The following is a 22,828-nucleotide window of genomic DNA, read 5'->3' as shown; positions in this document are numbered from 1 at the left end:
CTCTACCCTGCCCTTTTTGTTATTGCGGCCCATGCGGCCTGTCTTGCCAGATGGTCCACTTGGGCCACGTTATCAAGAGTGATGGCCGCGTCGATCACCCCATTGTCAGGGAAAAGTGTTTCCATTGTGTCTTCGACAATCTGTGCCATTTGCGGAAAACGCAGTTTGCCGTCTACAAAGCCATCCAGCGCCACTTCTTTAGCGGCGTTGAACACCGCACCGGCCATTCCGCCACGCGCCATCACCTCCCGCGCGAGGCGCAAAGCTGGCCAGCGGGTGTCGTCGGGCGCACGGAACTCAAAACTGCCGATTTTGGCAAGGTCCAGCCGCTCGACCGGCAGATGTGTGCGGCTCGGGTGGTGGAGGGCAAAACCGATGGCATGGCGCATGTCCGGCGGGCCGATATGCGCCATCAACGCGCCATCGTTAAACCCTACAAGCGCGTGGATCATCGACTGCGGATGCACCAAGACTTCGATTTGCTCCGGTGAGACTCCGAAATATTCACGCGTTTCAATGACTTCCATGGCTTTGTTAAACATGGATGCACTGTCGATCGTGATCCGCTGCCCCATATCCCAATTCGGATGGCTAGAGGCCTGCTCTAGCGTCGCATCAGCGAGCTTTTCTAACGGCCAGTCGCGGAACGCCCCCCCGCTGGCGGTGATGATGATCCGCTCGACCGCCGTCATGTCCTCGCCAATCAAGGCCTGAAAGACAGCGGAATGTTCGCTATCCACCGGCAACATGGTCGCGCTGTGGGCAGCAGCGGTTTCCAGCATTAGCTGACCGGCACAGACCAGCGATTCCTTATTGGCCAATGCCAGTGTTGCGCCTTGCTTCAGCGCGGCGACCCCTGGTGCAAGTCCGGCGGCCCCGATGATTGCAGACATAACCCAATCGGCGGGTCGTGTGGCGGCATCATTGATCGCTTGGGTCCCGGCGGCGGCCTCTATCCCGGTGCCAGCCAGTGCGTCGCGCAGGTCTTCCAAAAGGTGGTCATGGGCAGTGACCGCAATTTTCGCGTTCAACCGCTGCGCATCCTTTGCCAGTTGCGCAATGTTGTTTGCCCCCGTCAGTGCCACGACCTCATAGGTATCGGGCGCACGCGCAATCAGATCAATGGTGTTCTGCCCGATAGAGCCGGTAGCCCCGAAAATGCTAATCTTCTTCATGCGGTGCGGATCAGCTGAGCGCGGGTGTAATAGTTAGGAATTGGCCGATGATCAGCAGAAAAAGTGCTGCGCCCAACATGCCGTCGAACCGGTCCAGCAGCCCACCGTGACCCGGGATCAGGTTAGAGCTGTCCTTGACGCCCAAGCGACGTTTCATACCGGATTCAGCAATATCGCCCATCTGCGACGCCATCGACATCGCAATCGACACGCCCACAAGCTGTAAGCCGACACCTGTATTGATCGAAAACAAGAAACCCACGGCCGCCGCGCCGATCCAGCCAGCGGCAGTGCCCGACCATGTCTTTTTAGGGCTGACCTTGGGCCAGAACTTTGGCCCGCCAATGGCGCGACCAGCGAAATAACCGACAACGTCGGTGATCACCACAACCAGCACCAGCCACATCAGCCAGCCAAAGCCATAATCATCGCGCACCTGCGTCAGGCCAAAGCCCGCCAGCATGATCATCACGGTGAAACACATAAAGATGGTGCGGTGTTTTTCGAGCTGCCCAAAGCCCACCAGCGCTGGTGCGAGCAAGACTGGCAAAGCAAACCCAACGGGCAGGTAAATGGACGCAAGCGATGCCGCCCCTACCAATAGCCCCATTTGCATGCGTGCACCGCGGTTTGACGGGTTTAACATGCCCACCAGTTCCCACGCCATCACACCGCAAATCAGTGCGACCAGAACGTGAAATACGGGCCCGCCCAGATAGATGCCGCCCAAACCGACGACAATCATTGCCAGCGCTGAACCAACGCGCGCCGTGAGGTCGGACCAACGCTCCGATGAAGGTGTCGTCATAGTGATTTCCTTTCGTCGTGCGATCAGGAGGACACAGCGCCAAAGCGCCGGTCGCGATTGCCGTAGGCCGCGCAAAGATGTCCGAACTCCGCCTTGGTAAAGTCCGGCCAAAGCGTATCAATGAATTCATATTCAGCATACGCCGATTGCCACAGCAGAAAATTCGAAATGCGCGCCTCGCCACTGGTACGGATCACCAGATCGGGGTCCGGCAACACGTGGGTATCCAGATAGCGTGGCAGCGTTTCTTCGTCTACGTCATCGGGGTGTAGCAGGCCCGACGCCACATCCTGCGCCAGACGCTGCGTGGCCCGTGCGACCTCGTCGCGGCCACCGTAGTTCAGGGCAATTGTCAGATGGGTCAACGTATTTTCAGCGGTTTCCGCTTCGAGCATATTCATCAGCTTGACCAGCTTGGCGTCCAGACGCACACGGTCCCCGATAAAGCGCACCCGCACGCCCTTGACCTTTAACGCTCTGGTTTCTTTGGTGATATAACGGCGAAACAGGCTCATGAGGCCCGCAACTTCGACTTGTGTCCGCTTCCAATTTTCGGTCGAAAACGCAAAGATCGTCAGATATTCGACGCCGAAATCGGGGCAGGCCTCGACGATCTCTCGCACACGTTTGGCGCCGGCGTGATGCCCGAACAGACGTGGACGCCCCCGCTGGGTTGCCCAACGGCCATTTCCGTCCATGATGATCGCAACATGGCGCGGTGCCCCTGGGACAAGCTGGGTGGTCTGGTCGGTCGCAGCAGGCATCATGTATCCTTATCGAGCAGCAGGCCGATGCGCGAAACCAAAGGCAACGCACATCGTGAGATCCGCTTAAACCTGCATGATCTCTGCTTGTTTCGTCTCAAGCTGCTCGTCGATGAGGCCGATGAACTTGTTGGTCATGTCCTGAACCTCGCCTTCCCAGACTTTCTGGTCGTCTTCGGACATGCCGTCGGCCTTGGCTTTCTTGATCTGGTCCATGCCATCGCGGCGCACGTTGCGGATCGAAACACGTGCGCTTTCGGCATATTGACCAGCAACCTTGGTCAGCTGTGTCCGGCGCTCTTCGTTCAGCTCCGGGATCGGCAGCATAATGATGGTGCCGTTCAGCTGAGGGTTGATCCCCAGACCGGATTCACGGATCGCTTTTTCGACTTTGCTGACCAGACCCTTGTCCCACACGTTGATGGTGACCATGCGGGGTTCGGGCACGTTGACGGTACCCACTTGGTTGATCGGTGTGCTGCTGCCGTAGGCATCGACCATCACCGGCTCCAGCATGGAGGCGGACGCGCGGCCTGTGCGAAGGGAGGCAAATTCGGTACGCAACGACGCAATTGCGCCATTCATGCGCCGCTCAAGATCGTCTGTGTCCAGCATAAAATCGTCTGACATGATGTCCCCGGTGGTTTTGTAACTATCTAAATTTGAACCGATATAACGCGATCGTGCCCCTCTTGTATAGAGAGGCACGCATCTATCGCAGGTTGGGCGTTAACCCTGCACCCGTGTATACGTCCCCTCGCCCGCGAGAATCCCCTTAAAACCGCCAGGCTCGTCCAGCGAGAAGACGATGATCGGCAGGCTATTGTCGCGTGCCAAGGCGATGGCAGAGGCGTCCATTACCCCAAGACGTTTTTGCAAGACATCGTCATAAGTCACATCGTCATAGCGCACCGCATCGGCGTGCTTCGCGGGGTCTTTGTCATAGACGCCATCGACCTTAGTGCCTTTAAAAATCGCTTCGCAGGCCATTTCATTGGCGCGTAGCGTTGCAGCTGTATCGGTGGTGAAATACGGGTTGCCAGTGCCGGCGGCAAAGATGCAAACGCGCTTTTTCTCAAGGTGGCGCACAGCGCGGCGACGGATGTAGGGCTCGGCCACTTCGTTCATGGTGATCGCCGAGATAACCCGCGTGTGGATCCCCAGTTCTTCGAGCGCCGATTGCATCGCCAGCGCGTTCATCACTGTGGCCAGCATTCCCATGTAATCAGCGGTCGTGCGTTCCATCCCTTGAGCAGACCCTTGCAGACCGCGAAAGATGTTGCCGCCGCCGATGACCATACAAATTTCGACGCCAAGGTCATGAACCGATTTGACCTCGTTCGCGATGCGTTGCACCGTTGGCGGATGCAGGCCAAACCCCTGATCGCCCATCAATGCTTCGCCTGAGATTTTCAGCATAACCCGCTTGAATGTTACTTTTGACTGGCTCTCGGGCATGGGGGCACCTTTCGGGGTATGGGAGGGGTTTTCATTGCGCCGTAAAATGTCGCAAATAGCGCAAACATTCAATGCTCCGTCAGAGGTTCACGCAAAGAAATGCCAGATGCCCCGCTATCGCGCGTTTTAGACGTCGTATCCCGCATGAACCCCGCGCAGCCTGTGCTGATCGCGGGGCCGACGGCGTCGGGTAAATCCGCGCTGGCACTGGCGATTGCGCAAGAACAAGGCGGCGTGATCGTGAACGCGGATGCCAGTCAGGTTTACGACTGCTGGCGTGTCATCTCTGCCCGCCCGCCTGCCGACGAAGAGGCGTTGGCCCCGCATCTTATGTACGGGCATGTGTCGGCCAGGGACCCCTATTCCGTCGGTCACTGGCTGCGCGAGGTCACCGAGGTTCTACAGCAACCGGCACGTCCGATTATCGTGGGCGGTACGGGTCTCTACTTTGCAGCGCTGACCAACGGATTGGTGGATATACCCCCGACCCCCGACAGCGTGCGCAAGATCGGCAACACGATGACCCGCCCGGCCATGATCGACACGCTTGATGACGTGACAGCCAGCCGGATCGACCTGCAGAACCCGATGCGGGTGCAGCGCGCGTGGGAGGTGCAGCAAACCACAGGGCGCGGGCTGGCCGCGTGGCAGGACGCGACGCCGCCGCCGACCTTGCCGATGGATCGATGTCAGGCCATCGCGGTCAGCGCATCGAAAGACTGGCTGAACGACAGGATCATCCGCCGTTTTGACCAAATGCTAGACCAAGGCGCTTTGGACGAGGTCGCTGCCGTACGTCCCGTCTATGACCCGACCCTGCCCGCGCATCGCGCCATTGGCGTGCCCGAGTTGATGCGCTATCTTGGCGGTGCGCTGTCGCTTGAAGAGGCACGGCAAGAGGCCATCATCGCAACCCGCCAGTATGCCAAGCGGCAACGCACATGGTTGCGCCGAAACACAGCGGACTGGCTACACTATGTGCCAAGATAACACAGAGCCGTCGAACCAGCATAATTATCCTTTTCTGCCTTTATCTTTACCTATCTCTGTATAACCTTCGTATTCACTTGTCTTATGCCGCTAGGGCCATGCAATGACTGCGAACACGATCGAACTGCTGACACTCGCGCAACTGTCCCAAGGGCAAGACTGGCGCGTGCATCTGTGCCACGATCGGCCGGCAAATATACTGATCTGGATTACGCGCGGCCAAGGTCTGTTGCAGCTTGACGGGCAGCGCCGTGGCCTTGGGGCGCATAACGCCGTGTTCATCCCCTCCGGCGCGCTTTTCGCGCTTGATCTGGGGCGACAGGGTATCGGTCAGGCGGTTGTGATCCCTGAAGGCTCGGACTTACGGCTGCCGCAGATGCCACGCCATCTTCGTATCCGTGATGTTCAGGCGCAGACAGAACTCACTGGCCTGATCGAGGCCGCGCAGCGCGAGCAACAAACCAAACGGCCGCTTTTCCACGACGCCCTAGAGGCGCAAGCCGCGCTTATGTCGGTCTGGTTACGGCGGCAGATATTGCAGGACGAACACATTCCCAACCGGCCCAATGCAGGGGCACGGTTGAGCGCGCGATTCTGCCGGCTTGTCTCTGAACGCTATCGCAGCGGCGCGCCGATGTCGCACTACGCTGAAACACTTGAGGTCACGCCGACTCACCTGTCTCGTGCGGTAAAATCCGCAACGGGACGAACCGCAGCAGATATACTGACCGAACGCGTCCTGCATGAGGCGCGGCACCTGCTTGGCTCAACGCAACACCCCGCTCAGGATATCGCGCGGCATTTGGGCTTTGGCTCGGCGGCTTATTTCACGCGCTTTATACAACAGCATACCGGCAGCACCCCATCGCGGCTTCGCGCAGCGACTGCTTGAGGTGATGCACGCATAGGCAAATTCCAGTCTTTTATACGCTGCTCGTAGAACGAAAAAACGGCCACCGCTCTCGCGATGGCCGCTTTCGCCTGATCGAGGCAGGGTGGCTTATTTGCTGACGCCGCTACCTGCGGTGTTCAGATTGCCGACCTGTTTGGCCACCTCATCGGCAAACCCGTTGATCATGACATCATAGAATACACCTTCGGATGGCGTCACTGCGACGTAACCTTCGGGCACAACCTGATCCACCGCATAGGCTGCAATATTCACGGGGAAGCTGCGCGCACCGATCGACTCATCGGGAGACGAAATATTTACAACACCCTCAAGCTCGTTGAACTCTTGGCCGTCGTTCAGCATCGTGGCGCCATCCAGCGACACTTTACGGACGTCAATTTTGATGGTTGGGTCGCTTGCGTCATCGCTGCCCAGAACACGGGCGGCCACGGCAGCTTTCAGGTCATCAGTAATCTGTGGATAGTATTCCATCGCATTCGCGTCTTGCGCTGCGCTGATCGACGAGTCTACGTCAATTGCCGAGAAGGATACGGGCTCGTCCGCAAACGCGGCGGAGGACAGTGCGGCGAGGCTTACACCTGTGGCCAATGCGATTGATTTAACTGAGTTGAACATGCGAATGCTCCTTATCTTTCTGATGCGCGCCGATCGTAGAAGACGACCTGCTGACGCTGTGGAAAGGGAACACGGCAATTGAGAGTTAGGTTCCGATGGGCACCGCCTCGGAACGGCGAATAATAGCGCACGAGATATTTTATGCCCTATAATTCAATAACTTAGATCCCCCAATCAAAGGCCGGCAATGACCTTAACGTAGTTTTTGGTTTCGGCATAGGGCGGGATACCACCGTATTTTTTCACTGCACCGGGCCCGGCGTTGTATGCGGCCAGCGCCAAATTCCACGAGCCAAACGCCCGATACTGCCGCTTGAGGTACCGCGCCCCTCCGTCGAGGTTCTGATACGGATCGGTCGGGTCCACGCGCAGATGACGCGCTGTTTCCGGCATCAGTTGTGCCAAACCAAGCGCGCCCTTGTGGGATTTTGCCGTGGGGTTCCAGCCGCTTTCTTGCTGCACAAGACGCAAGAACAGGTCTGTCGGGATACCGTGGCGCATCGCGGCTTCGCGGGCCATACCAAGGTAGACACCCTTGTACTTGCCGCGGTATTTTGGCGTATCCCATTTGGTCGGCGTTACCACGCCCTGCGGCTGAAGCCGGACCGAGGCCGCATATTGTTTCGAAGCACGCGTGTCCAAGATCTTGGTCTGGGACGCGAAAAGCTTGGTCCGGTTCTTAGAAGAAAAGACGTCAGCAGCAACCGGTGCTGGACCCACTGCAAAGCAGCACAGCGCCGCCGTTAGCAAATTTCGCATATTGTCTTTGCTCCGCGTAGCTTCAATTCCGGCAGACCATAGCAAACTCGCTCACGCGTGCCAGCTTTTTCATGATCCCGCTCACATCAGCGTGGGCAATCGGCTTCGATTATCCTGCCTCCCCCCTGTTTATCGCAAACCCTGCTAGGTATAACGTCGGCCAATCCTAGGCGCGCGCGGGATTCGCGCGTGGCTCTTAATCTTGCAGCAAATGGGGGCATCATGGCCGGCTCAGTTAATAAAGTGATCCTAATCGGCAATCTGGGACGCGATCCCGAAGTGCGCTCGTTCCAGAACGGCGGCAAAGTGTGCAACCTGCGCATCGCTACCTCCGAGACATGGAAAGACCGCAACACGGGCGAGCGTCGCGAAAAAACCGAATGGCATTCGGTTGCAATCTTTCAGGAAGGGCTTGTGCGCATCGCAGAGCAATATTTGAAAAAAGGCTCCAAGGTGTATATCGAAGGCCAGCTGCAAACCCGCAAATGGCAGGACCAGTCCGGTCAGGATAAATATAGCACCGAGGTCGTGTTGCAGGGCTTTGGCGGCACGCTGACCATGCTCGATGGCCGCGACGGTGGTGGTTCCGGTGGCGGTGGTGGCAACTATGGCGGCGGCGGTGGGGGCTATGACAGCGGCCCATCCGATCAAGGTGGCTATGGCGGCGGTTACGACAGTGGCCCATCCGGCGGCGGCAACGATGGCGGCCGCAGCTCTTCGCGCGATCTGGATGACGAAATTCCGTTCTAAGCCAATCCAGTACAAGACATAGTTAAGGCGGGGAATTCCCCGCCTTTTCTGTATCCAGACCGCAGGGTCAGCGCATCTGCACTTTGCTATCCGCGCTCGGCCAAAGCATCAGACAAAAGCCTGCGAACGGCGTCGGGCGGCACATCCGCTGTTACGAAAGCCTCGCCAATACCGCGGGCAAGAATAAAGCGGAGCTTGCCGTCGATGACCTTTTTGTCCTGCCCCATCAAATCCACCAGATGATCTGCATCGGGTAAATCGCCGTCGATATCGCGCAGGTCGGTCTTCATTCCCATTGTACGCAAGTGGGCACGCACGCGGCTGGGATCTTCTTGCGCACAAAGCCCCAATCTTGCCGAAAGCTCGAACGCCATCGCGCACCCGATGGCCACGCCCTCGCCGTGCAACAACCGGTCAGAGTAGCCCGTCGCCGCCTCTAGCGCGTGACAGAAAGTGTGACCAAGGTTCAACAGCGCGCGATCGCCGTGCTCTTTCTCGTCGCGTAGCACGATATCGGCTTTCATCTGAACCGACCGCCGCACCGCTTCGACCCTCAGCGCCATATCGCCTGCCGCCATTGCGGGGGCATTTTCTTCGAGCCAGTCAAAGAAAACGGCGTCGCCAAGCAGCCCGTATTTGACCACCTCACCATAGCCGGCAAGGAAATCACGCGTTTCTAGCGTGCCCAGAACGGCCGTATCAGCCAAAACCAGTGAGGGTTGGTGAAACGCGCCCACAAGGTTCTTGCCCTGCGACACGTTGATTCCAGTTTTGCCCCCGACAGAGCTATCGACCTGTGCCAGCAGTGATGTCGGAATTTGCACAAACCGCACGCCACGGCGCAGGATCGCGGCGGCAAAGCCGACAAGATCGCCAATCACCCCGCCGCCAAAGGCGATAACGATGTCGTTGCGTTCGACTTTCTGGTCCATCAGCCAATCGACAGTGCGGGTCAGCTCTGCCCAGCATTTTGTCTTCTCACCCGGTGGCAGCGCCAGCGCCTCTACCGTAATGCCGGCGGTCGACAGACCGGCGCGCAACGTATCAAGGTGGTGTGCTGCGACTGTCTCGTCAGTGACCACCACCACACGCTTGCGCCGTAAAAGAGGCGCAATCAGTGTGCCTGCCTCGGCCAACAGATCAGGGCCGATAACCACGTCATATTCGCGACCCTCAAGGCCGACATGAACCGTTTTTCGCATCACAGCACCTCAAGTACATCTGGGCGATCCGCCAGCGCATCCACCACGCGCTGCGCCATCGCATCAATCGACAGCGCCGGTGTGCTGACGACGGTCATATCCGCAAGCCGGTAGATCGGTACGCGTTTTTCAAAAAGCTCGGTCAGGGTGCCGCGGGGGTTTGCGGTGCGCAAAAGCGGGCGCGAGGTTTTATACCGCACGCGGTTCCACAGCAGGTCAAGGTCAGCGTCCAGCCAGACGGACAGACCACGCGCCGAGATATTGTCGCGGTTGGCCTCTGCCAGAAAGGCCCCGCCGCCGGTGGACAGGATACCCGGTGCCTTATCGAGTAGACGCGAGATCACTTCGGTCTCGCGCTTGCGAAAGAAGGCTTCGCCGTCGCGTTCAAAGATCTCGGGCACGGTCAGATTGGCAGCGGCTTCGATTTCGTGGTCGCTGTCCACAAACGGAACGCCAAGTTTAGTGGCCAAAGCGCGACCCACCGCAGTTTTACCTGCGCCCATCATACCGACCATGACAACCGTCTTTTTCAGGTGGTACCGGGGTGGGTTTTGCGCCGTATCGGCTGGGGATTGCTGAATTTCGCTCATTCTTGTGTGAATGACGTGATCTTGCCTAAAAGGCCATATATAGAATAGTCAAAATATGCAGAACAAAGCAGGCGGAATTCATGGGCAAACTCATCAAGTTTCTGATTTACCTCGCAATTATCGGGTTTATCGGCCTTGCGGTCTATGCCTATGTCGGGCCGTTCTTTGGCGCGGACTTTGCCCCCCCTCAGGTTGAAATCCGCGAATCCGTGACGTTGGAGCAGCAATGATCCTATTTGTCAGGCAGCTAAGCGTTTTTTGCCTGATTGCCCTGCCCCTTGGTGCCGCCACGCAAGCCGCGTCGCAGAACGCACCTGATGCGCCCCTTTCTGTGATCGACTGGCTGGGTGAACGTCCCAAACCGCCACGCCCCAGCCGCAAACCCCCTGTAAAGCCCGCAGAGGCCCCCGTAGCGCGCAGCGCGCTGCCGCCCGCCGTGACCGTTGCGCCCTTGGGCAAGGGCGGACCACGTACCATCGGGCTGGTGCCAACAAAGGTCACCGGTCTGCCGCAGGATTTGTGGGTGGGCAGCACCGCCGAGGATATCGCGCATCAGCTTGACCGCTTGCCAGAGCTGCATCTGCCTGTTGCCCATTCATTGCTGTTTACCATACTGCTTGCGCAAGCGACCGCCCCGCAAGGTGACGCAAAGCAGGGCGATACGCTCGCCCTCGCCCGCGTGCGTACCTTGATGGAGGCCGCAGCCCTTGATCCGGCAATGTCGTTGATCGAACAGGCCGGCGTCGATACCTCCGTTGCTCACTTTGATCTGTGGATACAGGTCAGCCTGCTGCTTGGCACAGAGGATCGCGCCTGTCTGCGCCTGAAAGACAAACCTTTTCTGACCACAGATTACGGCGTGCGTATCCTGTGCGCCGCGCGGTCGGGGGAATGGGACACGGCGTCGCTGACCCTGGGCTCTGCCCAAGCGCTGGCGCTGCTGCCCGAGAATGATCTGTTGCTGCTCGACCGGTTTCTCAATCCCGACCTTTACGAGGGCGCAGCCCCATTGCCAGGCCCGCGCGAGATGACCCCGCTCAAGTTTCGTCTGCTTGAAGCTATCGGAGAGCCGCAGCCGACCCGTAATCTACCGCCCGCCTATGCCGTCGCCGATCTGCGCGACATCGCAGGGTGGAAGGCGCAGCTGGAAGCCTCTGAACGGCTGACCCGTATCGGTGCCCTGCCCGATAACCGGTTTCTTGGCATCTACACCGACCGCGAACCCGCAGCTTCTGGCGGTATTTGGGACCGTGTCGACGCCTTGCAGCGGTTCGACAGTGCCATGTCCTCCGGTAATCCAGAGACGATTGCCAAAACCCTTCGCCCTGCGTGGCGTGCCATGCAACAGGCCGAGACGGAGGTGACATTTGCCACGCTCTATGCCGAAGGTTTGCAGGGCATGAAACTCACCGGTGCCAGTGCCGCGTTGCGCGATCGTGTCCTGCTTCTTTCGCCACTATACGAACAGGTCGTCGGGGGTGATACGCAATCGGCAGAGATCGCCTTTCTCGCGCAAATCGCACGCGGCGAAGCCCCAAGCGCTACCCCCGATATTCCCCATGCTCAGGGCATCGCGAGCGCATTCAGCACCCCCACGCCGCGCAGCGGGCTGGTTGAACTGGCGCAAAACGGTCAGCTGGGCAGTGCCATTTTGCATACAATTGCTCTTTTGGAAGACGGTGCCCGCGGGGACACGGCTGCCCTGCGCGATGCCATCTCTACCCTGCGTGCCCTAGGGCTAGAGGATGCGGCCCGCCGTGCGGCACTGCAGACGTCCTTGCTGGAACGTGAGTGATGCAAACTGACCTGCTGCATTGGATATCGACCTTTCTAGAGGCGCAAGCGGCTGAATTGGGTGCTGCAACGAATACACAGCTCGCCTATGGTCGCGACCTCAAGGATTTCGACAGTTTTCTTGCCCGCCGCTCCTTGGATTTCGCGCTTTTGGGCCGCAAGGACATCGAAGCCTATTTGATCTGGTGCGATGCGCAGGGCCTTGCCAAATCGACCCGTGCGCGACGGCTATCGGCTATCAAACAGCTGTACCGCTTTGCTTTCGAGGAAGGCTGGCGCACAGATAACCCCGCGATACAGATTGCGGGACCGGGTCAAGACAAACGCCTGCCTAAAATACTGTCCGAACACGAAGTCGACCTGCTGCTCGACGCGGCGCATAATTCTGGCCGGAACATGTCGGACCAGTTGCGCAACACCTGCCTGATGGAGCTTCTTTACGCCACGGGCATGCGGGTGAGCGAGCTTGTCAGCCTCAAGGCCAGCGCCGCACGGGGCGACCCGAGATTGCTGTTGATCATGGGTAAAGGTGGTAAGGAACGGTTGGTACCGCTGTCTGAACCGGCGCGACAGGCGCTTGCGGAATGGCTGGTGCAGCGCGACAAGACCGAGGAAGCGGCACATGCCAAAGGCAAGCCCGTGTCGATCTACCTCTTTCCCAGCCGTGGCAGTAGCGGATACCTGACGCGGCACCGGTTCTATCTTTTGATCAAGGAATTCGCGCTTGCCGCCGGCGTAGAGCCCTCAAAGGTCACGCCCCACACGTTGCGCCATGCTTTTGCCACCCATCTGTTGGCCAACGGCGCAGATCTACGGGCCATTCAGACCATGCTCGGCCACGCCGATGTTGCTACGACCGAAATCTACACCCACGTGCTAGAGGCGCGCCTGTCCGAGCTGGTGCTGGAAAATCACCCACTCGCCAAGGCAGCGCAGCGCAATTCGGGCGGCAAGACATCCTCAGACGGCCAATAACCTGTCAGTAGCGCACTATGATATCCTTGCGTTAAGCCAGCCTGTTCCATCGCAGACGCCGCGCCAACGTGGTCATAGTCAAGCGTGTGGAATGTGACCCGTCCCGTGTCTAGTACGGCAAAACGGGTCTGCGGCGCACCGTCATTGGGCGGCATACCGATGACACCGGCGTTTATCCAAGCCCCCCGCGGGGTCTGGCGCTCAAATGGCACACCACAATGCCCTGCAATGATCTTGTCGATGGGCCCGATGCTGCGTTCAACCGCTTGCCATTCTTCGTCGAACACCGCCTCGGACGAGACTGGCCAGATAAAGCGGGCGATATCATGGTGCCCGCCGTGGATCACGGCATAGCGTTTTCCGGCGTGGACAAAACTAATGATGTCGGGCGCCTGCCCCATCCATCTGCACTGCACGTCAGAGATCCGCGCACTGGCGTAGCCGTACCAGCCGACAGACAGCAGATCACAGGCGCTGCCGTCCTCGAACCCGCAGCCACAATCCATCGCCCCGGCGGCGAGTTGCTTTTCACAGTTTCCAGCGACGACAGGCACACCGCTGGACCGCATCCTTTCGCTGACCGCATAGGCGTCAGCGCAATAGGCCACCACATCGCCGGTGCAGATCATCCGTTCCGGCCCAACCCCTAAGGCCCGCGCACGCTCAAACAGCGCCTCAAGCGCCTGCAGGTTCGAATATGGCCCGCCGAACAGCACAATCGGCCCGTTCAATTGTCCCAAATCTTGATGGTTCACCCTGCTCATCCCTTGAATGAAACCGCACACACGCCCATAACCCTAAGAGCAAACGGATAAGGTATAATCACAAATGGACACGGCCCCCGCAATCCTAGACGGCGCATTTTGGATCAGCTGCGGTATCATCTTGTTTCTTCTGGTGCTTTCCGGCTTCTTCTCGGGGTCTGAAACGGCGCTGACGGCTGCATCGCGGGGCAAGCTGCGCGGGCAAGCAGACAAAGGGTCCAAGGGTGCTGAACGGGCGCTTCGGATCACCGAAGATAACGAGCGGCTGATTGGCTCTGTCTTGCTGGGCAACAATCTTGTGAACATTCTTGCAGCCTCGCTTGCGACGGCGCTGTTTACGCGTGTCTTCGGTGAATCCGGTGTGGCGCTGGCGACGCTGGTGATGACCCTGCTTGTGCTGATATTTGCCGAGGTGCTGCCTAAGACCTATGCGATCACCAATGCAGAAACCGCCGCAGCCGCTGTGTCGCGCCCCATTGCGCTGGTGGTGTTGGTCTTCAGCCCCGTTGTGTCGGCTGTCCGCTTTTTGGTCCGTGGTATCTTGCGTTTATTCGGCGTGACGATCGACCCTGACAGTAACATCCTTGCCGTGCGTGAAGAAATTGCTGGTGCGCTGCAAATCGGCCGATCCGAAGGTGTGGTCGAAAAAGAGGATCGCGATCGTATTCTTGGGGCATTGGACCTACGAGAACGTATGGTCGAAGAGGTCATGCTCCACCGGTCGGGGATCGAGATGATCGACGCCGCGAATGACCCGTCACAGATCCTTGAACAGATCCTTGAAAGCAATCACACCCGCCTGCCCGTCTACCGCGACGACCCAGAAAACATCATTGGTGTGATCCACGCCAAGGACGTGCTGCGGGCCATGTACGAGCATATCAATGATGCCGATGACGACGCGCCGTTCAAGTCTTTCAAAATCGCCGATATCGCGGTGAAGCCCTATTTTGTGCCAGAAACGTCTACGCTTGACGAACAAATGCGCCAGTTCCTCCGCCGGCGTACCCATTTTGCACTCGTGGTAGATGAATACGGATCGCTGCAAGGGCTAATCACGCTCGAAGACATTCTGGAAGAAATCGTCGGCGAGATCACTGACGAGTTTGACCCAGACGCAGATCACGGGGTCACTAAGACCGAAGACGGGCAGTTTTTCGTCGACGGGGCCATGACCATCCGCGACCTGAACCGCGCGACAGAATGGGACCTGCCTGATGATGAGGCAAACACCGTCGCCGGTCTGGTGATTCACGAAGCGCAGATGATCCCGACGCCCAGTCAGGTATTTTCCTTCCACGGGTTCCGGTTCGAAGTCATGGCGCGTGACGGTAACCGCATTACCCAGCTGAAAATCCGTCCGCTCTGATTAGCGCGAGGCGCACCGAGGCGTTAGGTTGTATCTGTGCCGTTGTCCATTTCAGGTGCATCGTCCTGTTCCGGGCTCTGCCGCAAGGTCTTTGTGACCGCCTCGCGCACGGCATCGCTCGCGCTTTCCATCAATTGTGCGCGGTCCGGTTCAAACTCGATAGCATAGAGGGCCCGACGCAGGTGACGTTCAGCCGAAGTACGCGCCGCATCGCGCAGCCCCTTGTCGGGGTGGCGCATCAATCCGTTCAAGGTCGTTTGCAGGCGTTGCTGCACCTCTACGACCGTGCAGCCATCCCGCGCCAGCGCGCCAAAGGCGTCTTGGACCAGATCCGACGCCTTTAGGGGTTCGACGTAGATATGGTCCAAAACCTCGTCTCTCTCTTGTGACGTTTCGTCCTCGTAGTCCGTCAGAACCCGCCCGATCCGTGTAATCATGTCGATCGCGGTGCCGGGATCGTTTACGCCAGGTGACAGCGCCTTTGAGGCGACCTCTCCCATCACGATCAGGCCAAAACGGGGATCTTGGTCAAAGGTCCGCAGGTCGCCGATGATAACGCTAGCCTTGATCCCCGCGCTTAGGGTTTCGTCGGTGTGTTCGTCGTCGATGGGGTCGCCCACGCGGTCGATCATCATCAACGGTTCATTTACGAACACAAAGCTACCGATGTTGCGTCGAAAGTATATTTTCACCCCATGGTTTGCCGCGACGGTGTTCAACGCTTCCGGGTAGAGATGCTGGATATAGCCATTCTCGTCGGCCGTGAACGGTTCGGCACTGTCGGGAATATCACCGGTCAGCGCATTGGCCCCAAGGCAGGGGTTCTGCAGTCTCTCGCGGAAAGTCTGGCGGGTCTGTTCTTCGACCTGGCGTGACGTATCGATCAAGCTGCCAAAGGACTGCAGATGAAGCACCCAGCGGATCAGACTGAACACAATAACGATGAGAACGATCACGGTCATGATAAATAAGACAAACGATCGTTTGTCGTCGAACACCCCTAATTCGCGCAGGATAATCGCGATCAACGCATAGACATAGGCGCCGATGAAGACCGCCAAAGTGTTCTGCGTTGTACGGTCCTTTACGATCAGACGGTGCACCCGCGGCGTCCATTGCGTGGAACTGCTGCGATACACGGTGACCATAACACTTAGCGAAAAGGTGGTCACCGCGAGCATCGCGTTGGCAATAATCGACAAAAGCCGGTCTGCAGCACTGCCCGTCAGGTATGTCGCGAGTGACTGTGGTATCCACCTTTCAATCAGCGTGCTGACCAACAAAGAAAACACCGCCAAGAGCCCCATAATCAGAACCCGCACCCAAAGTTTGCGGCTGTATTCGCGGCCTTTACGGATCAGCGTCGAGGGAATTAAAAATTCAGGTGTCATATATACATTCCGCGCTTGGGCTACCGAGCTTCCTAAACTTGCGCGCAGATCACTTGGCTTTTACACTCAATACGCAGGTCACCCGACTGGTTCATACTGGTTAGCATGAAAAGTTGAGGCAGCGAATAGGCTTACGTCTTCTAGACACCACACTATTTTTATCAGGGACTCCGGATGCGAGACGACATTCCCATCATCTTGCTGGCCGCGGGCCAATCCTCGCGGATGCGGGGGCGCGATAAGCTGACAGAACTGATTGACGCTGAGCCGCTTTTGCGACGGCAGGCACGGATCGCACGCGCCGCGACAAAGGCTGCAGTGATCGTAGCACTGCCACCCGCGCCCCATCCGCGCTATGATCTGCTGCGCGGTTTGGATGTCACACTGCTGCCGGTGCCAGACGCAGCGGAAGGGATAAACGCATCGCTGCGCGCGGGGTTTGCGGCCTTGCCGAGCGGTTCTCTGGCCGCGATGATCCTGCTGGCCGATCTACCGGAACTCACCGAAGGTGACCTTAGGTATGTGATGCAGTCCGTTGATTTAAAAACTAAGTATACGATATGGCGCGGCGCGACCTCTGATGGAAAAGCCGGACATCCGACGGTGTTTGCCGCGTATCATTTCAACCGCATTTTGCAGATGTCCGGTGATACAGGCGCCAAAGAGATTATCGCACAGGCACAGGCAGAGACGCTGACCGTGCCCCTACCGGGGAACCGTGCGCGGCTGGATCTGGATACGCCCGAAGCCTGGGCCGCTTGGCGCGCCGCTCGCTGACCCCTGCCTTTCAACGATAAAGCTAAAAACGACAAAACGGGACAGTCTCCTGCCCCGTTCATCGCCGTGCACCCCCTTTTGTGGGGAACACGGATGTTGCTGCATTCAGCCTGACGCTTACTTCGTGAGAAGTTTCGCTTCGTGCTTTTTCAGCGTGCGGCGCGCGGCGACATAGCCGTCCACCCCTTCGCGTGTCGCCAGTTCCGGGAACAGCTCCAGAATCTCGTTGCGTTGCGCGTTGCCCACCCCTGCAAGGCTCATATCGCCCGGCTGGAAGCTTTCAGTCCATGTACCGTCGGACAGGATCACCTCGTGTTGGTCGAACATCATGTGGATGTAGGTCGTCCCCGAGGTCTCGACGATATCAACGCCTTCAAGACCAGTGAGGTGTTTCGCCGCGACGAGGACTTCACGTTCTTCGAAATAAAGCGCCGTTTTGTCGTTGGCCACCAGAACGCGGTGGTTGGGGCTGACGAGCATGTCTCGCTCGGGCAGGTTGTTCCCCAAAGCACCCTGACGGATTAGCACCGGCAACAGATGCACCTTACGTGCCAGCTCATGACCGGACATTTCACGCGCACCAACCCAGCGGATTTCCTGAATGCCATTGTCGCGGGTAATGACACGGTCACCGACCTCCAGTTCTTCGACCCGACGCTCGCCTTTGGGCGTCGCGATCAAGGTACCCGGTGTAAAGCAGGGAATGATCTCTTCGATATTGGTAAAGTCCAACCGGCCGGTTTCGGTGCCTGATGCATCCGTGAAGACAATCGTGCCGTCGATACCGTCGTTATCGCTGCCGTCATCGATTGTGTCATTTGCATCGGTATCGTCGGTGATATTCTCAAGACGATATTTCCCACCGTTCAACGATCCACGCAGGTCAATGACGTCATAGTCGGTTTCGACATCACCGCTACCGCCCGCAATGGTGTCGCCCCCATTCACATCGGAGAAGGTATCACGACCGTCGTCACCGCGCATACTGTCGTTGCCCGCGCCGCCGATGATCGTGTCGTTACCGTCGCCGCCGAACAGGCTGTCATCGCCACTGCCGCCGGACAGGAAATCATTCCCCTCGTCGCCCGAGAGCTGGTCATTGCCGCCATCGCCGTTCAGCGAATCGTCGCCGGAACCGCCGTTGAGGGTATCATTGTCAGCCGCACCAACGATCGTGTCATTTCCAGCCCCGCCATCGATGCTGTCGTTGCCAAAGCCGCCCGAGATATCGTCATCACCGTCGCCACCGTCGATTGTATCGTCGCCTTGCGCCCCGTTGATGGTGTCGTCGCCTTGCCCCCCCAGAATGGTGTCATTGCCTCTGCCGCCATCAAGGCTGTCATTGTCGATCCCGCCGTCGATATAGTCGTCGTCGGCACCGCCAAGAATGGTATCTTCGTCGTCGCCACCAAAGATCACGTCTTTGCCGCCGCCGCCTTCGATGTAATCCTTGCCGTTATCCGGCTGCGGATCAGTTGCGTCTACTTCTTCTGAGATGAAACCGGGATTGGGTCCGGTCTCGTAGTCGCCATAGATCGTATCATTGCCAGCGTCACCATACAGCTTGTCGGATCCATGACCGCCGATGATAAAGTCATCGCCCCCATCACCGTGCACCTCGTCGTCGTCAATGCCCGCGTCAATAGAATCCTCGCCCGCGCCACCATAGATCGTGTCCGCGTCGTCTCCAGTAAGGATCGTATCGTTTCCGTCACCGCCATCGACAAAGTCGCGACCATCTTCCGTGTTCGGATCGCCTTTACCATAGAATGGGTTCGGATAGGACGCGCCGGTAATCGGGTTAATCAGGAACGGTTGGTCATTCTTGTAGTCAGAGAACGTATCCGTACCCGCATTGACATAATCATCGCCGTCGCCAGCATGGATACTGTCCGCGCCTTGAATATCGGTGATGGTGTCGTTGCCGCCGCCGCCCAGGATCGTGTCATTGTCGACACCGCCTTCGATTAAATCATCGTCCGCGCCACCGTCGATATAGTCGGCATCATCGCCGCCATCGATGGTGTCATTGCCGCGTCCACCAATCAACGTGTCCCTATCATCGTAGGGATTGGTATCCTGATCTTTTGGCGTGTCAATGAGGGGGATGTCAGCATCCGGTACGCCGATCACACCCGAATTGTTGCCGATCAGCACATCGTCACCCGATCCGCCAACAAGGGAGTCGCTGCCCTCACCACCGATCAGGCTGTCATCATAGCCACCACCGTCGATGGTATCATCGCCGCCTTGACCATCAATTGTATCATCGCCGCTACCGGCGCTCACCACGTCGTTCCCGTCGCCGGTCAAGACATGTTCGTCACCGCCAGAGCCTGTGACCGTGTCATCACCGCCACCCAGTTCGAGCTTCTCGATCTCCGAGAACTCAGTATTGCCCGGGCCGTTGGTCAGTGTCCCTTCCTCGTCACCTGTGAAGTTGACTGTCAGATCATCATCCACTGCCGTGCTGTCGATCACGTCGCCGTTGGTTTCGCCGCTTTCGCCGCCGATGATAACGTCGTTATCAATGCCATCAGTCAGCGTGAAGGTGTCGTCGCCCGACCCGCCGTCAACGGTATCGTCGCCAAGACCGCTGTCGATCGTGTCGTCGCCGCCGTTGCCAAAGATCGTATCGTTGTCACCGTCGGTACCGTCGATCTGGTCCCCCTGCGCGTCGGTATATTCCGGAAGCATGGTTTCGCCGCTGTCCAGACCATCAACCGGACCGGCCATCTCCTCGCCGATGATGTGTTCGATCTCGGTGAACTTGAACGATCCAGCAGAGCTGCCATCGGCATTGTAAAGGTCAACAGTACCGTTCTGACCATTGCCGTTGCTATCTGGTTCCAGATCACGCAGGCGGAAATTGAGGCCAGTCAGATCAAGCGTGTCATCGTCGGTGTTCAAGTCCGGGTCTGTATCGAAGCCGCCTGCGCCGCCGTCGACCTCATCGCCATAGTTGCCGCCAAATATGGTATCCTTGCCTGCGCCACCGCTGATCTTGTCTTTGCCCTCGCCACCGGTCAGCTGGTCATCCCCGTCACCGCCGATCAGCGTATCGTCGTCATCGCCGCCGAACAGCGTGTCGTCGCCTGCGCCACCGTCGATAAAGTCGTCGCCCTCGTCGCCCATCAACAGGTCATTGCCCGCGCCATCGTCAATGCTACCTACGGGTGCGTCAAAATAGACATCGGTGATGTTGATGCCCGCGTGATTGCCATCCGACAGATCCTGAACCATCGTGTGGGTAATCTCGAGGTAATCGACCGGGCCTTCGATGTTCACCAGGGCAGAGTGGTCGGGATCGGTATCGGGGCCATTATCACCGCCGCTGATTAGCGTTTCGTAACCGCCAACGCCGTCTTGGTTATGGGCATTGATGCCGCTGCCTGCATCGACCTTGATCGGTGTGCGTGTCCCATCGGGACCAACCGCCACGATGACGACTTTCGACGCGTTATCAATGTCATTGATGCGGAAGCTAATGTTGGTCACATCCTTGGAGAAATCCAAACGATATGTCGCGCTCTCGCCATCCTGGTTCGCCAGCGAGGCCAAAGAGCTGTTGGCATTGGTCGCCTGACCGTCGCCAGTGATCGAATGCACCTTTTGCTGGTCCGTCGAGAATGTCGTCTCGGGTGTTTTATTGCTGCCCGTGACCGAGAAGGTCACATTGACGTTGCCCGTGTCCTGAACAAAGCCACCACCCAGATTGTCATTATTGTCGACAGCAGAGGTATCGTGGGGGTCAGGTGCCTTGTCCCACTCAAAGCTCTCGCGCTCTTTCGTGCCGCCAGATGATCCATCATCGGTGTTGTTGTCACCGTAGATCGTATCCTTGCCGCTGCCACCGGAAATGGTGTCATCGCCGCCGTTACCTTCGAGGTAATCGTCGCCTTCGTTGCCTTCGATATCGTCGTTGCCACCCTCGCCAAAGATCGTGTCATTACCGGCACCGCCGGTCAGCACATCGTCGCCACCGGCCAGCCCGTCTGTCGGCGATGTCGCATCGCCGGGCGTGGTGTAGGTGTTCGCAATGTGGTCGTATTTGATCGACGGCAGGTCAGAGCTGTGGCTAACGAAATCATAGGATTTACCAACCTCAAGCGGTTTGTCTGTCACGATCCCGACGGCATCCGTACCGTCAAAGTTCATCACGTAAACGGTCACATCCTGCGAGGAATCCACGGCGTCCAAGGGACGCACAACATAGGAATATTCGGGGATGAATTTATCCCCTGCGTATTCGGTGTTGCCGTTCAGCTTGGTGGTTTGAACAAGGGTCTGCGTACCATCGTTGTCATTCAACGAGTCGTCCCCGTCCTTGACGCCAACAGCTACCGGGGCCGAATTATCGTTAATAGTAAATGATTTACCCGCCAGATCGCTGGTGCCGGTATCGCTATCGCGGAACGGGCTAGAGCCGCCAGCGACGGTGACATTCGACAAGTCCCACGTCAAAACAGTGTGATCTGCACCTGTTACAGGATCGACCCCTTTGGACACAGGCTCCGCCTTGGTCAGGCCAGCGCTGTCGCCAAAGATGATGTCATCCCCTTCGCCGCCGTCCAGAGTGTCGTTGCCAACGGTGCCGTCATCATCGGGCAGCGCGGCCACGGGGCTGTCAAAGAACACGTCGGTCACGTTCACGCCTGAATTGCCGCTGGTCGCACCTGTGTGAATGAATTCAATGCGCGATACGGGGCCGTCGATCGAGACGTTAACCGAATATTTGCTATCAGAGGGGTAGTCGTCGCCACCTTTGCTGGTTGCGGTATCGACACCGAATTTGCCATCGCTGTCAGTCAGTTTCACACCGCTGGAGCTGCTGTTCGCAATCAGGTCGACATCGATCATATTCCCTGACGCATCATAGGCCAGAACCTTAACGGCACCATTGTTGTCGATATCATTCACGTTGAACGATACGTTGCCGACGGCCTGATCGAAACGGAGCTCGAACTTCGTCTCACCGGTGCAGTTTGCCAGCGATTCAAAGGAGCTCTCGTCGTTGATTACTTCGGAACCGCTATCGATGTTGCCGGTAAACTGGTCACGATCGCTGAATTCCTGCGAGGCATTATTATGGGGAGAGAAGCTTTTCAGATCGAACGTTACATTGACGGAACCGGTGTTCTGGGTGAACCCGCCCTTGAGGGAATCATCGTCATCGATCTCGGACCCGTCGCCGGAAGGATCTGGCGCCTTGGACCATTCGAAGCTCTCGCGGCTGTCGCCGTAGGTACCCTTGGTCGCACCGTCACCGATCAGGATGTCATCGCCACTACCACCTTCGACCAAATCATCGCCCGACCCTGCCACGACTGTGTCATCGCCTAAACCCGCCTTAACGGTATCGTTCCCGCCGCGCGCAAGGATGATGTCGTCGTTGTTGGCATAGCCAAACACCGCATCATTTGCATCAACGCGGTCACCATGGGGGTCGTCTGTATAGCTGGCGTCGATCAGGTTGTCTTGTTGGTTACCATCCACGATCCCGTTCGGCCCCTCGCTCGGAGCCTCGGTCGCCGTTTTTTCGGCCTCGGCGGTGCTGGTTTTACCAAAAAGCCATAGCCTGTTCAAAAAAATGGTCATATCAGTCGTCTCCAAAATTTGCTCGGGCACGCTGCGGTGGGTACCGTCAGCCCAAAATAGTAATGTGCGCGTTCACGGGCGAAGCTCATCAGTTCGTGGTGCGCCAGAAAGGCGCGAGATATTTAATGTCAGACGC

General features: G+C 58.0%; 20 protein-coding genes. 8 read left to right on the top strand and 12 right to left on the bottom strand.

Translation table 11 applies throughout. From position 1 onward, the window contains the following. Positions 1-2: 2 nt before the first annotated feature. The 5 genes from dxr to pyrH form a co-directional block, all read right to left on the bottom strand. A complete protein-coding gene (gene dxr / locus BLQ98_RS04665; protein ID WP_093732183.1) occupies positions 3-1,175 on the bottom strand; it encodes a 1-deoxy-D-xylulose-5-phosphate reductoisomerase in 1,173 nt (390 codons plus the stop codon). Positions 1,176-1,185: 10 nt separating this feature from the next. Beyond that, positions 1,186-1,983, bottom strand: coding sequence for a phosphatidate cytidylyltransferase (locus tag BLQ98_RS04660; RefSeq protein WP_093732182.1), 798 nt, complete (start codon positions 1,981-1,983; stop codon positions 1,186-1,188). A 23-nt stretch (positions 1,984-2,006) separates the two neighbouring features. Beyond that, a complete protein-coding gene (gene uppS / locus BLQ98_RS04655; protein ID WP_093732181.1) occupies positions 2,007-2,750 on the bottom strand; it encodes a polyprenyl diphosphate synthase in 744 nt (247 codons plus the stop codon). Positions 2,751-2,813: 63 nt separating this feature from the next. Further along, positions 2,814-3,377: a ribosome recycling factor gene (gene frr, locus BLQ98_RS04650; RefSeq protein ID WP_093732180.1), complete on the bottom strand. Its 564-nt coding sequence runs from the start codon at positions 3,375-3,377 to the stop codon at positions 2,814-2,816. Between the two features lie 99 nt (positions 3,378-3,476). Further along, positions 3,477-4,205: a UMP kinase gene (gene pyrH, locus BLQ98_RS04645; protein WP_093732179.1), complete on the bottom strand. Its 729-nt coding sequence runs from the start codon at positions 4,203-4,205 to the stop codon at positions 3,477-3,479. Positions 4,206-4,304: 99 nt separating this feature from the next. On the opposite strand from pyrH, the gene miaA reads away from it, so the two are divergent. Together miaA and BLQ98_RS04635 are read left to right on the top strand one after the other, a co-directional pair. Further along, positions 4,305-5,195, top strand: a complete 891-nt coding sequence (miaA, locus tag BLQ98_RS04640) for a tRNA (adenosine(37)-N6)-dimethylallyltransferase MiaA (RefSeq protein WP_093732178.1) — start codon at positions 4,305-4,307, stop codon at positions 5,193-5,195. A gap of 103 nt (positions 5,196-5,298) precedes the next feature. After that, complete coding sequence (locus BLQ98_RS04635) at positions 5,299-6,087, top strand: AraC family transcriptional regulator (protein ID WP_093732177.1); 789 nt, start codon at positions 5,299-5,301, stop codon at positions 6,085-6,087. A gap of 108 nt (positions 6,088-6,195) precedes the next feature. Here the strand turns inward: BLQ98_RS04635 and BLQ98_RS04630 are convergent, their stop codons facing one another. Together BLQ98_RS04630 and BLQ98_RS04625 are read right to left on the bottom strand one after the other, a co-directional pair. Further along, entirely contained in the window at positions 6,196-6,723 is a 528-nt protein-coding gene (locus tag BLQ98_RS04630) for a hypothetical protein (RefSeq protein ID WP_093732176.1), read from the bottom strand. A 174-nt stretch (positions 6,724-6,897) separates the two neighbouring features. Then, positions 6,898-7,482, bottom strand: a complete 585-nt coding sequence (locus BLQ98_RS04625) for a lytic transglycosylase domain-containing protein (protein WP_167354507.1) — start codon at positions 7,480-7,482, stop codon at positions 6,898-6,900. A 222-nt stretch (positions 7,483-7,704) separates the two neighbouring features. Here BLQ98_RS04625 and BLQ98_RS04620 point away from each other — a divergent pair, with 222 nt between their 5' ends. Then, the gene (locus BLQ98_RS04620; RefSeq protein WP_093732175.1) at positions 7,705-8,232 is read left to right on the top strand and encodes a single-stranded DNA-binding protein; all 528 of its coding nucleotides are present in this window, start codon (positions 7,705-7,707) and stop codon (positions 8,230-8,232) included. An 86-nt stretch (positions 8,233-8,318) separates the two neighbouring features. Here the strand turns inward: BLQ98_RS04620 and aroB are convergent, their stop codons facing one another. Then, positions 8,319-9,434 carry a 3-dehydroquinate synthase gene (gene aroB, locus BLQ98_RS04615; RefSeq protein ID WP_093732174.1) on the bottom strand — a complete coding sequence of 372 codons (1,116 nt, stop codon included), beginning with the start codon at positions 9,432-9,434 and terminating at the stop codon, positions 8,319-8,321. Next, positions 9,434-10,024, bottom strand: coding sequence for a shikimate kinase (locus BLQ98_RS04610; RefSeq protein ID WP_093732173.1), 591 nt, complete (start codon positions 10,022-10,024; stop codon positions 9,434-9,436). The genes aroB and BLQ98_RS04610 overlap by 1 nt, the downstream gene beginning before the upstream one ends. Before the next feature lie 80 nt (positions 10,025-10,104). Between BLQ98_RS04610 and BLQ98_RS18215 the strand changes: the two genes are divergently transcribed. Genes BLQ98_RS18215 through BLQ98_RS04600 form a run of 3 tightly spaced genes read left to right on the top strand, consistent with a single transcriptional unit; the run spans position 10,105 to position 12,793 of the window. Continuing rightward, on the top strand, positions 10,105-10,254 hold the full coding sequence (locus BLQ98_RS18215) for a hypothetical protein (RefSeq protein WP_005853380.1): 150 nt from the start codon (positions 10,105-10,107) through the stop codon (positions 10,252-10,254). Then, positions 10,251-11,819: a hypothetical protein gene (locus BLQ98_RS04605; protein ID WP_093732172.1), complete on the top strand. Its 1,569-nt coding sequence runs from the start codon at positions 10,251-10,253 to the stop codon at positions 11,817-11,819. The genes BLQ98_RS18215 and BLQ98_RS04605 overlap by 4 nt, the downstream gene beginning before the upstream one ends. Next, positions 11,819-12,793: a site-specific tyrosine recombinase XerD gene (locus BLQ98_RS04600; RefSeq protein ID WP_093732171.1), complete on the top strand. Its 975-nt coding sequence runs from the start codon at positions 11,819-11,821 to the stop codon at positions 12,791-12,793. Before BLQ98_RS04605 ends, BLQ98_RS04600 begins: the two co-directional genes overlap by 1 nt. Here the strand turns inward: BLQ98_RS04600 and BLQ98_RS04595 are convergent. Next, complete coding sequence (locus BLQ98_RS04595) at positions 12,730-13,557, bottom strand: metallophosphoesterase family protein (protein WP_093732170.1); 828 nt, start codon at positions 13,555-13,557, stop codon at positions 12,730-12,732. The genes BLQ98_RS04600 and BLQ98_RS04595 overlap by 64 nt on opposite strands. A gap of 64 nt (positions 13,558-13,621) precedes the next feature. Between BLQ98_RS04595 and BLQ98_RS04590 the strand changes: the two genes are divergently transcribed. Beyond that, a complete protein-coding gene (locus BLQ98_RS04590; protein ID WP_093732169.1) occupies positions 13,622-14,926 on the top strand; it encodes an HlyC/CorC family transporter in 1,305 nt (434 codons plus the stop codon). 23 nt (positions 14,927-14,949) lie between these two features. Here the strand turns inward: BLQ98_RS04590 and BLQ98_RS04585 are convergent, their stop codons facing one another. Beyond that, entirely contained in the window at positions 14,950-16,317 is a 1,368-nt protein-coding gene (locus tag BLQ98_RS04585) for a DUF2254 domain-containing protein (protein ID WP_093732168.1), read from the bottom strand. Positions 16,318-16,491: 174 nt separating this feature from the next. Between BLQ98_RS04585 and BLQ98_RS04580 the strand changes: the two genes are divergently transcribed. Then, positions 16,492-17,094: a nucleotidyltransferase family protein gene (locus BLQ98_RS04580; protein ID WP_093732167.1), complete on the top strand. Its 603-nt coding sequence runs from the start codon at positions 16,492-16,494 to the stop codon at positions 17,092-17,094. 117 nt (positions 17,095-17,211) lie between these two features. Here BLQ98_RS04580 and BLQ98_RS18570 read toward each other — a convergent pair whose 3' ends face one another. Next, positions 17,212-22,692, bottom strand: a complete 5,481-nt coding sequence (locus tag BLQ98_RS18570; protein WP_279614902.1) for a Hint domain-containing protein — start codon at positions 22,690-22,692, stop codon at positions 17,212-17,214. Between the last annotated feature and the right edge of the window lie 136 nt (positions 22,693-22,828).

This window comes from Sulfitobacter litoralis (genome assembly GCF_900103185.1).
Lineage (GTDB): Bacteria > Pseudomonadota > Alphaproteobacteria > Rhodobacterales > Rhodobacteraceae > Sulfitobacter > Sulfitobacter litoralis.
The sequence above is the reverse complement of the archived record's forward strand: the minus strand, read 5'-3'. Positions and strand labels throughout refer to the sequence as shown.